Source organism: Streptoalloteichus tenebrarius (assembly GCF_024171885.1).
Lineage (GTDB): Bacteria > Actinomycetota > Actinomycetes > Mycobacteriales > Pseudonocardiaceae > Streptoalloteichus > Streptoalloteichus tenebrarius.
Map to the genome: position 1 here is coordinate 82,475 of NZ_JAMTCP010000013.1, position 12,673 is coordinate 95,147.

13 protein-coding genes are annotated in these 12,673 nt (G+C 71.4%); 5 read left to right on the top strand and 8 right to left on the bottom strand.

The genetic code is table 11. From position 1 onward, the window contains the following. Window positions 1–801: 801 nt before the first annotated feature. From LX15_RS13925 to LX15_RS33110, 3 genes are all read right to left on the bottom strand, one after another. Window positions 802–1,350: a DUF3558 domain-containing protein gene (locus tag LX15_RS13925; protein ID WP_253669992.1), complete on the bottom strand. Its 549-nt coding sequence runs from the start codon at window positions 1,348–1,350 to the stop codon at window positions 802–804. Window positions 1,351–1,428: 78 nt separating this feature from the next. Continuing rightward, the gene (locus LX15_RS13930; protein WP_253669993.1) at window positions 1,429–1,986 is read right to left on the bottom strand and encodes a DUF3558 domain-containing protein; all 558 of its coding nucleotides are present in this window, start codon (window positions 1,984–1,986) and stop codon (window positions 1,429–1,431) included. Next, window positions 1,983–2,555, bottom strand: coding sequence for a PE domain-containing protein (locus LX15_RS33110; protein WP_253669994.1), 573 nt, complete (start codon window positions 2,553–2,555; stop codon window positions 1,983–1,985). Before LX15_RS33110 ends, LX15_RS13930 begins: the two co-directional genes overlap by 4 nt. A gap of 65 nt (window positions 2,556–2,620) precedes the next feature. Here LX15_RS33110 and LX15_RS13940 point away from each other — a divergent pair, with 65 nt between their 5' ends. Both LX15_RS13940 and LX15_RS13945 read left to right on the top strand, forming a co-directional pair. Beyond that, a complete protein-coding gene (locus LX15_RS13940) occupies window positions 2,621–3,481 on the top strand; it encodes a helix-turn-helix domain-containing protein (RefSeq protein WP_253669995.1) in 861 nt (286 codons plus the stop codon). A 190-nt stretch (window positions 3,482–3,671) separates the two neighbouring features. Then, window positions 3,672–5,168, top strand: a complete 1,497-nt coding sequence (locus LX15_RS13945; RefSeq protein WP_253669996.1) for a carboxylesterase/lipase family protein — start codon at window positions 3,672–3,674, stop codon at window positions 5,166–5,168. A 76-nt stretch (window positions 5,169–5,244) separates the two neighbouring features. Here the strand turns inward: LX15_RS13945 and LX15_RS13950 are convergent, their stop codons facing one another. Together LX15_RS13950 and LX15_RS13955 are read right to left on the bottom strand one after the other, a co-directional pair. Beyond that, window positions 5,245–5,877 carry a class I SAM-dependent methyltransferase gene (locus LX15_RS13950; RefSeq protein ID WP_253669997.1) on the bottom strand — a complete coding sequence of 211 codons (633 nt, stop codon included), beginning with the start codon at window positions 5,875–5,877 and terminating at the stop codon, window positions 5,245–5,247. Window positions 5,878–6,068: 191 nt separating this feature from the next. Beyond that, window positions 6,069–6,698, bottom strand: a complete 630-nt coding sequence (locus LX15_RS13955) for a dioxygenase family protein (protein ID WP_253669998.1) — start codon at window positions 6,696–6,698, stop codon at window positions 6,069–6,071. Between the two features lie 407 nt (window positions 6,699–7,105). Between LX15_RS13955 and LX15_RS13960 the strand changes: the two genes are divergently transcribed. Continuing rightward, entirely contained in the window at window positions 7,106–7,684 is a 579-nt protein-coding gene (locus tag LX15_RS13960) for a hypothetical protein (RefSeq protein ID WP_253669999.1), read from the top strand. A 51-nt stretch (window positions 7,685–7,735) separates the two neighbouring features. On the opposite strand, the gene LX15_RS13965 is transcribed toward LX15_RS13960, so the two are convergent. Together LX15_RS13965 and LX15_RS33115 are read right to left on the bottom strand one after the other, a co-directional pair. Beyond that, entirely contained in the window at window positions 7,736–8,398 is a 663-nt protein-coding gene (locus tag LX15_RS13965; RefSeq protein ID WP_253670000.1) for a response regulator, read from the bottom strand. Next, on the bottom strand, window positions 8,388–9,659 hold the full coding sequence (locus tag LX15_RS33115) for a sensor histidine kinase (RefSeq protein WP_253670001.1): 1,272 nt from the start codon (window positions 9,657–9,659) through the stop codon (window positions 8,388–8,390). Before LX15_RS33115 ends, LX15_RS13965 begins: the two co-directional genes overlap by 11 nt. Window positions 9,660–9,953: 294 nt before the next feature. Between LX15_RS33115 and LX15_RS13975 the strand changes: the two genes are divergently transcribed. Further along, complete coding sequence (locus tag LX15_RS13975) at window positions 9,954–10,457, top strand: PH domain-containing protein (RefSeq protein WP_253670002.1); 504 nt, start codon at window positions 9,954–9,956, stop codon at window positions 10,455–10,457. Further along, the gene (locus tag LX15_RS13980) at window positions 10,454–12,001 is read left to right on the top strand and encodes a PH domain-containing protein (RefSeq protein WP_253670003.1); all 1,548 of its coding nucleotides are present in this window, start codon (window positions 10,454–10,456) and stop codon (window positions 11,999–12,001) included. Before LX15_RS13975 ends, LX15_RS13980 begins: the two co-directional genes overlap by 4 nt. 12 nt (window positions 12,002–12,013) lie before the next feature. Here the strand turns inward: LX15_RS13980 and LX15_RS13985 are convergent, their stop codons facing one another. Then, window positions 12,014–12,457 (bottom strand): deaminase, encoded by a 444-nt coding sequence (locus LX15_RS13985; RefSeq protein ID WP_253670028.1) that lies wholly within the window; start codon window positions 12,455–12,457, stop codon window positions 12,014–12,016. Between the last annotated feature and the right edge of the window lie 216 nt (window positions 12,458–12,673).

Genomic DNA, 12,673 nt, shown 5'->3' on the forward strand with positions numbered 1-12,673 from the left:
ACCGAGTCCGCCCGCGCCTCCCAACGCACCGGCCCCGGCACCGTCAAGATCGAATACCCGCGCCCGCGTTCGGCGCTCGACGACCACTCGCGGGCTCGCCCGCTCCCGCGCCCCACCCTCCCCCAGGTCAGCCCCCACCCGCCCTGGGGGGCGAGCCCTGCTCCAGCCTACCGCCGCACACCCCTCGACACAGGGCCACGCCAGTCTCCTGTGGACAACTCCGATCCCTGTGGACAACCCCGTCCCTCAACACGGCGAAAGGGTTGACACAACACAGAAAACACTCACCGGAACCCGGGCCCGCCTCCACTCCCCAGTGGACAGCCCCCACCCGCCCTGGGGGGCGAGCCCCGCTCCAGCCTATCGGCCCGAACCCCGCGCGAGAACCTGAACACCGCCGGCTGTGGACAACTCCGGGGGATGTGGATAACTCGGGCCTCAGAAGCGTGAGACCAGACAGGAATGTCTGTCGACCATGGTCTACTGGAAGGTTCGCTGCATCGACGGGTGGACAAGAGAAGGCCACCACCACGGTCGCCTTCTGGCACCCGGTGGTTACCTTCTTCGCCGCTCACGGCATCGCAATGATCCGCCGCTGCCTCACCGACAACCTCCCGTACCACCGGTCCGCGACCTGGGCTGACGCGCTTACCGCGACCGGTACGAAGCATGAGCGGACCAGGCCGTCCACGCCGCGCACAAACGGGAAGGGCACGGGTGTCGTTCACCCGGCGTGTTCTGGTCCTCTCAGCATTTGCCGAGCGCGTGGCCCTTCGGCGACGAACCGAAAGCCGGGAGAGGTTACTTCGGCAGGTTGGGTTCGACGAGCTTGGCAATGGCCATGGCGTCGGCGCAGGGGTCCTTGCCCTGATATTTCCCGTAGTTGTAACCGATCTCGACGGCCACGCTGCCCTTGCCCAGATCAAGCACCTGCGTGCAGCCGCCGTTGCCCTTCGAGCCTCGTGCCACCACCCGCGCGCCGGGGTGCCCGTTGACCTGGTTGGGCTCGAACTCGTCGAACGCGTGCTGTGCCTTCTCGTACTCGGCGAGGTTCTTGGTCTTGTTCTTGTAGACACGCGCGGCGAAGTCCTGGTTCGAGTACTCGCAGCCTGTTTCCAGGGCTCCGTCCACCGGCTTCCCCTGTCCGCCGAGACCGGCCTTCTGGAGTTGGTCGGCGCTCAGGAGCTTGCACGGATCGACCCCGTCGATGAGATCCCCCGAGCTTCGGGGGGACCCGGTTGGGCCGCTCGTGGAGGGCTGTCCCTGCACCGACCCGCCGCAGGCGGCGAGGAACATGACCATCATGCCGACGAGCCCTGCCCTCGTGGCATGGAAGCGGGTGTCGCTCATCCGATGCGTTCTGGTCCTCTCACTGTCCGTCGACTGCGTGGTCCTTCGGCGGGCTCGAAGGACCGAAGAAGTGGTTGGTCACTTCGGGAGGTTGGGCTCGACGAGCTTGGCGATGGCCATGGCGTCGGCGCACGGGTCCTTGCCCTCGTACTTCCCGAACTTGTAGTTCACCTGGATCCGGGCGCTGCCCTGCCCGGCGTCCATGAGCTGGACGCAGCCGCCGTGTCCGGTGTCGCCGGCGACAATGATCTTCGCGCCCGGCCGGCCGTTGACCTGGTTGGGCTCGAACCTGTCGTAGGTCTGCCCGGCGGACTTGAACTTCTCGAGGTTCCGGTTGGGGCTCGTGATCACGCGGATGCTGAACGGGTCGCCGTCGTATTCACAGTAGGGCTCACTCACGAGCTTGTCGGGTTTCCCGGTGGTCTGGAGTCCGAACGTGGACAACTGGCTCGCGGAAAGGAGTTTGCAGGGGTCGACCTTGTCGATCCCGCCCCGGGGAGAGGTGTCGGACGCGCTGGCGGAGCCCTCAGGGGTGGTGGCCTGACCAGGAATCGACCCGCCGCCGCAGGCGGCGAGGAACAGGACCGTCACGCCGACGAGTCCTGCCAACGCGGCACGGGCACGGGGGTCGCTCATCCGGCATGTCCTCCGAAAGCCTGTCGATTGGAGTCCTCGGCTCCTCGGTACGAGCGGCCCGCTTCCTCGTAGGTCTGCGCCATCTTCTCGAGGATCTCCTGTGCCTGTCGCACGATGGGGATCAGCGAGTTCTGGCCGCCGTCCGCCTTCTTCGCGAACTTGTTCGCGAGAGCGTTGCCGATCTGGCAGTCGCCGAGGCCGGTGACCGTGGTGAGGTGCCGGGCGTCGCTCAGCACCGAGTCGAGTTTGCTGATGTAGTCGCGACAGGCCTTGGCGGCGTTCGCGGCCGCCTCGGGTTCGACGCGGAAGCCGCCCGCGTCGACCGAGGCGCGGAGACCGTCGTACTGCTGTCGCAGTCCGCTCATCATGGCCGCGGCTCCGGCGAAGCCGCCTTCCGTCGAGGTCATGACACCCCTCCTGATCGCCACGTGCGTCCGCGACGCTAGCAGGCGGTGATCGGTGTTGTCGGCGGGTTCGCCGAGGTTGGTTCCTCCCGGCGTGGGGGTCTGGCACGGCATCACCCGTTCTGGCGTATGGCGGTCGTCTTCGCGGGACTCCTGGAACTCCACGACCGACCAGAGCCGCGCAGAGGTGCTTGATGATGGAAGGACTGTTGTGCGAGTGAGGGAGATCGTTGGACGCCTCGTCCCAGAACCCAGCCGACTTCCGCTCGGGCGGTGCGGTCTGCGTCCGCCCGCCCGCCGCGCTCACCGGTCTGACGCGCGGTTGGGTGGGCTACCGGGAACACCTCGCCAGCACGGTCCGGCGGCAGGAGATCCCGACGAGCACGGTGCTGTTGGTCGTGGCGTTCGGGGATCCGGTCAGTGTCGGCCGGGCGGGCGACGAGGGTCGAGGACGGGCCTTCACCTTCCTGGTCGTGGGGCCGAGGGACCGGACGGTGGTGCTCGGCGGCAGGGGCGACCAGCACGGCGTCCTGGTGCGGCTCGACCCTCTGGACGCCTACTCGTTGCTGGGGTTTCCCCTGGGCCTGGTCAGCAACGACGTCACGGACCTGGAGTCACTGCTGGGCCGGCCTGGTGGGCGGCTCGTGGAGCGGTTGGCCGAGGAGAGAAGCTGGCGGCGGCGCTTCGCCGTCCTCGCCGACACCCTGGCCCGGCTCATCACCGCCGGCCCGGTGCCGGACCCCGCCGTGGTCCTGGCGTGGCGGCGACTGCGTGACACCGCGGGGGGCATCAGGATCGCGACGCTGGGGGACCAGCTCGGGCTGAGCCGGCGTCACCTGGTTCGGAGGTTCCACCAGCAGATCGGTCTTCCGCCCAAGACCGTCGCCCGGATCTTCCGCTTCGAGCACGCGCTCACGCTGATGGGCGCGGACCTGCCTTCGATGGCCGATGTCGCCGCGGCCGCCGGGTACTCCGACCAGGCGCACCTCAGCCGGGAGGCTCGCGCGCTCGTTCACTGCGCTCCGAGCGAGATCGCGGCCATGCGTGGACGGGCTCTCGCCGGCGGCATGTCCCATTTGTTCAAGCCGTAGGCCAGAGGCCGCTGGTTTCGTCCTTCTCATGACACGTCACGAACTGGAGGACGGCCAGGGGAGGGCGTCGGCGCCTTGCTCCGCCGACGCCGGCACGACGAGAGGACGGCTCACTCGTCGATGGTTCCTGGGCGGCCTTGCCGCCACGGCTGCCGGTGCCGTGGTGACAGGTGTGGGGCACAGTGGGGAGATGCCGAGGGACTGCCTGGTCAGGACACGTCACGGCACGGTGCGAGGCAGCACCTCCGCCGGGGTGCACAGGTTTCTGGGCGTGTCCTACGCGATGCCGCCGTTCGGCTCCCGCCGGTTCCAGCCGCCGCGACGGCCCGAGCCGTGGAGTGGCGTGCGGGACGCCCTGGCGTTCGGTCCGACGCCACCGCAGATTCCCATGTCCCCGCCGTTCGACGCGTTCTCTCCCCTCGTCGACGGGGAGGACTGCCTGAACCTCAACATCTGGTCCCGTGATCTCGGTTCGTCGGCCCGGCAACCGGTCATGGTCTGGATTCCCGGCGGGGGTTGGGACAACGGGGGCAACATCATTTACGACGGGAGTCGGTTCGCCCGCGATGGCGTGGTGTGTGTGGCGATCAATTACCGGCTCGGCGCCGACGGCTTCCTGTACCTCGACGACGGCCTCGCGAACCTGGGCCTGCTCGACCAGGTCGCAGCCCTGGAATGGGTGCGGGACAACATCGCCGCTTTCGGTGGGGACCCGGACAACGTCACCGTCGCTGGCGAGTCTTCCGGCGCGATGAGTGTGGGCGCGCTGCTGTCCCTGCGCCGCGCCCGAGGGTTGTTCCACCGCGCCGTGCTGGAAAGCGGGGCCGGAAACCAGTCGTTCCCGCCGGAGACCGGGCGCCGGATCAGTCACGACCTCGCTTTCAGGCTCGGTGTCGCGCCCACGCGGGAGGCGATCGCGTCCGTTCCGGTGCCGCGCCTGCTCTCCGCTCAGGCCGAGGTCGCGAAGGACTACGCCGCTCGGCCCGACGCGCGACTCTGGGGCGGTGAGCCGGCCGCCCGCGTCACCCTCTGGCAACCGGTCCGGGACGGGGACGTCCTTCCCTCTCGTCCGATCGACCAGTTCCTGTCCGGAGCCGGCGCCGACATTCCAGTCCTCATAGGACAGAACACCGAGGAGGGAAGGCTGTCCCTGGTTCCCTTCGGCCTGCTCGACCGGATCACCGAGGTCGACCTCGCCACCGCCATGACGCAGTACGGCCTTCCGGCGCCCCAGGCACTGGCCGTCTACCGCGAGACGTACCCCGGCGCTGGTCCGGGTGATCTGTTGGCACTCCTCCAGGGAGACTGGTACTACCGCGCTCCCGCGATCCGTCTCGCGGAGGCGCGCGCCGCCCACGCCGGGTCCACCCACATGTACGAGTTCGCATGGCGGTCGCCCGCGTTCGACGGGCTGCTCGGCGCCTGCCACTTCCTGGAGGTTCCGTTCGTCTTCGACCTCGTCGATACTCCCACGATGCGGGCGCTGACCGGACCGAATCCGCCGCGTCAGCTCGCCACCACGGTGCACAACGCCTGGGTCGCGTTCATGACCTCGGGAGATCCGGGTTGGCCGTGTTATGACCCGAGGCGACGGGCCACGATGCGCTTCGACATCGCGTCCCGGGTCGTGAACGACCCCTGGCCCGCCGTGCGGGAACTCTGGGCGGAGGCCGGACACCCCAGATGAGCGGCGCTCCTGGGGAGGGATCGCGTCGGTGTTCGGGGTCGGCGCGGCATCGACCAAACCTGGCGGCGCGCCCGCGTCACCGGGTGGCGGCCTCGCGGAACACCAGAAGGTAGCGCCAGAAAAGAAGGCGACGGACGGTGCTGCCGGGCAGGAGACGCGACGCGGAGTCCCTGATCTCGCGAAGTGTCGTGCTCGGGCGGGCCACCGGCGCGACGACTGTCTCCTGTGGACTCTTCGGTTGTCCTGTCACGCGCTCGGTCGCGGCGGTCGCCAGGCGCATGACCGCGTTCACCGGCACGGCGAGCAGGCTGAACGGCGCGTCCATCGGCCATTCCTCGCGGTAGCAGCCGAGCACGGCCAGCACGCCGCCGGGGGCCAGTGCCGCGCGGAGCTTCGTGACGGTGTCGAAAGGCACGTGGTGGAGGCTGGCCAGGCAGGAGATGAAGTCGTAGTGCCGGGCCGGTAGTTCGGCCCTGGTGATGTCCACCTGTTCGAACCGGACCGTGCCGGAACCCGGGGCGGGTGGCGCGCTCCTCGCCGCCTCGATGACCTCGCGCGCGGGATCGAGGGCGTCAACCTCCACGCCCCGCGCAGCGAGCCGTCGGGCGAACCGGCCGGTGCCACACCCGACGTCGAGCGCGCGGCGGCAACCCGTCGGAACCTGGCGCAGGAGAAGAGGGTGGTAGTGATCGTTGTGGTTGAACGGCACGGATCGAGCATGGCACGCGCGATCCCGACCGGGTGCGTGCCGGAACCGGCGACGAGGCTTGGCCGCTGTGCGGGCCGAGGCCGTGACCGGCCCCGTGGGCCACCTGGTCGTAGCGGTGGGACCAGGTGGCCCAGGGGCCGCCCGGGCGACGACGGGGAGTGATGAGCCCGGGCGGACCGGGGCGGGTGCCGCTATTCCGCGCCCGGGACGTTGAGCACGAAGTCGAACGTGGCCGTGCGCCCGTTCGGCCCGTTCTGCACGGTCATCAGCAGGCGCGGGTCGAAAATGGGGTCGGTGTTGTTCCTCGGTTCTCCGGGGAAGTAGAGCTGCGTGGTCAGGATCGGCTGGTTCGGCGCCTGCACCTTGACGTGGATGTGCCGCGTGCGGCCGGGGTAGAGGCCGGGCACGATCGTGGTGAGCGTGAACCGGCCCTGCGCGTCGGTGAACTGGTGGCCGCGCAGCCGGTACCCCACGTTGTCGTAGTTGCCGTTGCGGTCGGCCTGCCAGAAGTCCAACAACGCGCGGGCGACGGGCGTGCACCTCCTGCTGAACACGAAACCGGTCAGGACCAGGCGCGTTCCGGTCACGCCCTGGATGAGCGACGACCGTTCCGGGGAGTTCGGCTTGAAGTAGGGGCCCTCCATCTGCGGCGGCGTGGGGTCGTCCCCGTCGTCGCAGGTGGGGGTCAGCTCCAACAGGCCGTCGGATGCCTGGGCCCGCTCGGGCAGGGCCGCCCCGGCGATGAGCGGCACCGAGGCCGCCGCGACCAGGCCGGCACGGAGGAAGGACGCGCGACTGAGACCGCGTTCGTCGTCCGTCATGACGTTTTCACCGTCCAGTGGGGTAATTCTTCGCTGAATTACGAGACGGGCGGCGGCGAGACCCGCGTTCAGGATGTTGGCCCGGCATTGCTGGGTCAAGCGGGTTCGACAGAATCACTCGAACGAATCAGTGAATGGTGACGGTCGCGGAATAACTCCGACGTAACGTACTTACCTCCAGGTAATCATGGGAGGCCCCTCGGCGCGGAAACATGACGAGGGGGCCGTCCGAATGGCCGCCGTCCGGACGGCGGTGCGTTCCGACCCGGTGAAACTTCCGCCGCATCAACAGGGGAGCGGGTCCGGCGGTTCGGTGTGGACGGCCGAGGAGCGTGGCCCGCGGTCCGGTCGGGGTGGGTGACCAGGAACTCCTCCTCGCGTTGATCGTCGTCTGGGAGAGTGGCCCCATGACCTCTCAGCTTCGTCGGTGGGCCGGAGTCGTCGCCCTCGCGGTCCTGCCGCTTCTCGGCGCGGTCGGCTGTGGGCAGCGGCCGACTCCGGAGGCGGCGGGGGCGGCCAGCCTCCCGGTCGCGACGAGCACGACGAGCGCGCTGAGCGCCACGGCTGCCGCGAGCGGCTCCGTCGAGCCCACGACGAGGCCCGCCCCGGGCGACGGTGCTCCGCACCACGCCGAGAACAACGGCTGGAAGCAGCGCGCCACGCTCAGCCAGGCCGAACGCGAGGCGGGCGAGCGGGCGGCCGGTCCGGTCCGGACGAAGCTGGAGGAGTTGCGCGTCAAGGGGGACATCGCGCCGGAGGCGGTGCGCCGCGCGTTGCTCGACCTGGGGCACAAGCCCGGCGCCGTCACCGTCGTCCCCCGGCGCGGGTCGGCGGCCGCGCCTGAGGAGCCGCCCCCGGGCTCGGTCTACGGCGTGCTGGTGGAACGGGTCACGTGCGTCGGTGGCGTCGTGAGCCCGGAAGGCGTGAGGGTCGAGGTGGAGGGGAGCGCGCGCGAGTTCGGCTGTGTGGAGCCCTTCTCGCACTGACCGCGACCCGCGGATCAGGTCCTCCCGGAAGGCCCGACGCGGAGCCGGGCGTCAGCGGGTGACGAGGCCGGCGTCGTAGGCGAGCAGCCCGGCCTGCGTGCGGTTGTCGCAGTCGAGCTTGTCCAGCATCCGTGAGACGTAGCCCTTGACGGTCGCCTCGCTGAGGTGGAGCCGCTGGGCGATCTGCGCGTTCGACAACCCCTCGCCGAGGCAGGTCAGCACCTCGACCTCGCGGCCGGTGAGTTGCTCGACGAGCGCGCGGGCGCGGTCGCGGGCGGCGTGCTCGTCGGCGGAGGCGGCCACCAGCCGGCGCGCGGCCGACGGGGACAGCACGGTGTGGCCGTCCGCCGCGACCCGGACCAGGCTGATCAGGTCCTCCGGCGGGGTCGACTTGACCAGGAAGCCGGCCGCGCCGGCGCGGAGCGCGCGCAGGACGTACTGGTCGACGTCGAAGGTGGTGAGGGCGACCACGGCCGGCCGGTCGGGCAGCCGGCTGATGTGCTCGATCGCGGTGAGCCCGTCCACCCCCGGCATCCGCAGGTCCATGAGGACCACGTGCGGGCTGTTCCGGATGACCGACTCGACGGCGGCCGCGCCGTCGTGGGCCTGGTCGACCACCTCGATGTCCTCGACGGAGCCGAGGATCGTGCGCAGGTGCGCGCACACCATGGGCTCGTCGTCGACGACGACGACACGGATGACGTCACGACCCATGGCGGCTGTTCTCCGGCATCGGTGTGGTGGGGACGTAGGCGGGGAGCGTCGCGTCGAGGGTGAACCCGCCGTCGGGTTCGGGTCTGGCGCGCAGGGTCCCGCCGACCAGCTCGACGCGTTGGCGGAGCCCGAGCAGCCCGGTTCCCGAGCCGCTCGCGGAGAGGGCCGTGTCCCGGGGATGCGTGGGGAAGCTGTTGCTCACCGTCAGGCGGACGCGGTCGGCGCCGTACCGCACGTGCACCCGGGTCGCGGCGCCCGGCGCGTGCTTCCGCACGTTCGTCAGTGCCTCCTGCACGACGCGGTAGGCCGTGCGGGCCACCACGGGGGAGGCGAACAGCGGGTTGCCGTCCTCCACGAGGTTCACGGGCACGCCGACCGACTCGGACTCGGCGACCAGGTCGGCCAGCAGGGGCACGACGGACCCGTCCGAGGAGCCGCCCGGCCCCGCGTCCACCATGGACGCCGCGGTCGCCGGGGACGCCACGGTCGCCGGGGACCCCGCCGACGACCGGAGGACGCCGATCAGGTCGCGCAGCTCCTCCAGCGCCTGGCACCCGGCCGCGCGCAGCTCCTCGGCCGCGTCCCTCGTCCGCTCGTCGGGCGCGGTGACCCGCAGCGCCCCCGCCTGGAGCACCATCAGGCTGACCCGGTGGGTGACGACGTCGTGCATCTCGCCCGCCAACCGCACGCGCTCCTCGGCGCGGGCCTGCCTGGCCAACAGGTGCTGTTCCCGCTCGGCCCGTTCCGCGCGGTCGGTGAGGGCCTGGATCAGCCGCTGCCGGTCGGCGGCGTACATGCCGAGCAGCACCGGGACGGCGGTGAACAGCAGCCCGGCCGTGACGACGCCGACGGAGGTGTCCCACGGTCGCGTGGCGATCAACGTCAGCACCGCCGCCAACACCCACGTGAGGCGGTGGCGGGAGGCGTGCAGGACGGCCCCGGACACCGCGAAGGGGGTGGCCAACGGGACCCAGAGCGCGCCCTCGTCCGCCGCGTCCACCAGCAGGCCGGGCGCCAGATACACGGACAGCAGCATCGCCACCGCGCCGAGGGTGACCGCCGTCGTGACCGCCAGGGCCGCGCGGCGGCGGAACAGCAACGCGACGCCGAGGCCGGTCTGCACCACCAGGCCCGTCCAGCCGTTGACGTCGTCGGGCAGGCCGTACCGAATGACCAGTGCCGCCAGGACGACGAGGACGCACAGGGCCGGACCCGCGTCGAAGAGGGTCTGGCGCCATGATTCCCAGTGACGTCGGGACACGTCGACCACGGTAGTCGTCGCCGCCCGCTCCCCGAGGCTCCGCCCGCCTTTGGTCGGGACGAAGAACCTACGAAAGTTGCTGCCTGTCCCGGCCGACCCGACTTTGGTCGTCTCAACTGTCCACTTTGCGCGCTGTCGGTCGACGCCGTCGCTCCGGTGGAATCGACCCGGAACGAACAACGCCCACCAGACCGAAGAGGAGCGATGGTCACAGTGGACGGAACACCGACCGGCGCGCGAGCCGGCATGGTGCCGCCGGCGCCGCCAACGCCGCCGGCGCCTTCCGCACCTTCTGTGCTTTTCGGGGAGGCCGATCTCCGGCTCAGGCCACCCAGGAACCGCGTCGACCGGCGAGCGGTGTGGTGCTGGACGCTGCTCGCGCTGGTCATCGTGGGACCGCCGGTGCTGACACTGGCCCTGCTGACCGCCCTGATCCCGCCCGCCCGGCTCTGGCTGGGGGCGTCGCTGGCGCTGGTCGCCGTCCCGAGCGCCGCCTACGTGCTGGTGATGCCGCGCTGGCGGTACCGGGTGCACCGCTGGGAGGTGACCGACCACGCCGTCTACACCGCGTCCGGCTGGTTCTGGCAGAAGTGGCGGATCGCGCCGATGTCCCGCATCCAGACCGTCGACACCGTGCGCGGACCGTTGCAGCGGCTGTGCGGCGTGGCCGCGGTCACGGTCACCACGGCCTCGGCGGCGGGCCCGATCCGCATCGGCGGGCTGGACGACACGGTGGCCTCCGACCTGGCCGAGTGGCTGAGCAGGGCGACCGAGGCGACGAAGGGGGACGCCACGTGAACCGCGACGAACACGGCTGGCGGCGGCTGGACCCGAAGATGGCCGCCGTGAACCTGCGGTGGCTCGCGGTGCCGCTCGCGCCCGCCACGATCGGCACCCTGTGGACCGGCGGCCGGTTCGACGCCGAGTTCCTCATCACGCTGGCGATCCTGACCGTGGTCTTCGTCGCGATCACCGTGTTCGACCTGGCGCGCTGCCGCACCACCCGCTTCCGAATCACCCCCGAACGCGTGGAGCTGCGCTCCGGCGTGTTCGTGCGGCGGGTCCGCTCGGTGCCGCGCGACCGCATCCGCAGCGTCGACCTCACCGCCCACCCGTGGCACCGGGTGCTCGGGTTGTCCGTCGTGCGGATCGGCACCGGCGCGGCGGCCGGCTCCGGTGAGGACGGCGAGCTGGTGCTGGACGCGGTGTCGCACGCCGAGGCCGTCCTGCTGCGCCGGGAGCTGTGGGAAACGCGGGCGGCGGCGCTGGGCGCGTCGGGCGCGGGCGACCCCGCGCGACGGGACGGCGTGCTCGCGCGGTGGAGGACCGGGTGGCTGCGCTACGCCCCGTTGAGCGTGTGGAGCGTCGCGTGGGTGGCCGTCGCGGCCGGCGCGGTGGAGCGGGTGTCCAAGATCTTCGGCGTCGAGCTGTGGAAGACCGAGTTCGCCGCCGACGTGTGGGAGCTGTTCCGCTCGGTCCCGCTGTGGCTGGGGATCACCGTGGTGCTGGCCGTCGTGCTGGGGGTTGGCGCGGTCGGGTCGCTCGCCCTGTACGCGGAGACGTGGTGGGGCTACCGGCTGGAGCGGGAGCCGGGCGGCACGCTGCGGGTCCGCCGGGGCCTGCTGACGACGCGGTCGCTGTCGCTGGAGGAACGTCGGCTGCGCGGCGTCGAACTCGTCGAGCCGTTGTTCCTGCGCTGGGGACGGGGAGCCCGGGTCGGCGCCCTGGCCGTTGGAGTGTCCACAAAGGACAACGAGGAGTCGACCTCCACCGCGCTGACGCCGCCGGCGCCGAGGGCGGAGGCGCACCGGATCGTCTCCGAGGTCCTGCGCGAGTCGCGCCCGCCCACGGCGGCGGCGCTGCGGCCCCACCCCCGTGCCGCCCTGCGCCGACGCGTCCGGTTGGCCCTGTGGTGGACCGTGCCACCGGTCCTGGTGCTGGCCCTGCTCGGGCTCTGGCTGACGCCGGTCCTGCTGCACCTGGCGTGGATCAGCGCGCTGGTCCTGGTCCCGGTCGGCCTGGCCGCGGCGGCGGACGCCGCCCGCGCGCTCGGCCACGCCCTCGACGGCCACTACCTGGTCACCCGGTACGGCACCGGGCACCGTCGCACCGTCGCCCTGCGCCGTGACGGGGTGATCGGCTGGACGATCTCCCGGTCGGTGTTCCAGCGCCGGGCCGGACTGCTCACGCTGGCCGCCACCACCGCCGCCGGCGAGGGCGCCTACGCCGTGCGGGACGTGCCGGTCGGGGTGGGGCTGGGGTTCGCCGAGCACGCGGTGCCGGGGCTGCTGCGGCCGTTCCTGGAGACCGGTCGGCCGGAGGCGGCCGGGGCCGGGCGGTGAGCCGGCCCTCCCTCACCGGGCGCCGGGGGGTTCCGCGCCGATGTCCTCGTGCCACAGCTCGGGCCGGGTGCGGATGAACTCCGTCATCAGCAACTGGCAGGCCGGGTCGTCGACCACGACCACCTCGACGCCGTGCTCGGCCAGCCAGTCGTGTTGGCCGGAGAACGTGCGGGCCTCGCCGACGACCAGCCGGGGGATGCCGAACTGGCGGACGAGGCCGGCGCAGTACCAACACGGGGACAGGGTGGTCACCAGGGTGGTGCCCTGGTAGCCGCGGCGGCGGCCGGCGGCGCGGAAGGCCGCCGTCTCCGCGTGCAGGGACGGGTCGTCGTCCTGGACGCGTCGGTTGCGCCCCCGGCCCAGCAGGCGGCCGTCGGGACCGAACAGGGCCGCGCCGATCGGGACGCCACCCTCGCGGTACCCGGTGCGGGCCTCCTCCACGGCGACGGCGAGCATCCGCCGGGGGTCCAGTGCTCCCTCGCTGGTGGTCACAGTTCGAACTATGGTCCACCGGTCAACCCTGGACCCGTCGCCGCCCGGGAGCTGTGCCACGGCTCGGGGGGCGGGCCAGGACGGCGCACCGCGCGCCTGCGGAACGAATCGTTGCAGCCGGTGGAAGCGCGGAGGAGCGGTCGTGCCATGTCCAGCATTCATCCGTTCGCTCAGCGATTT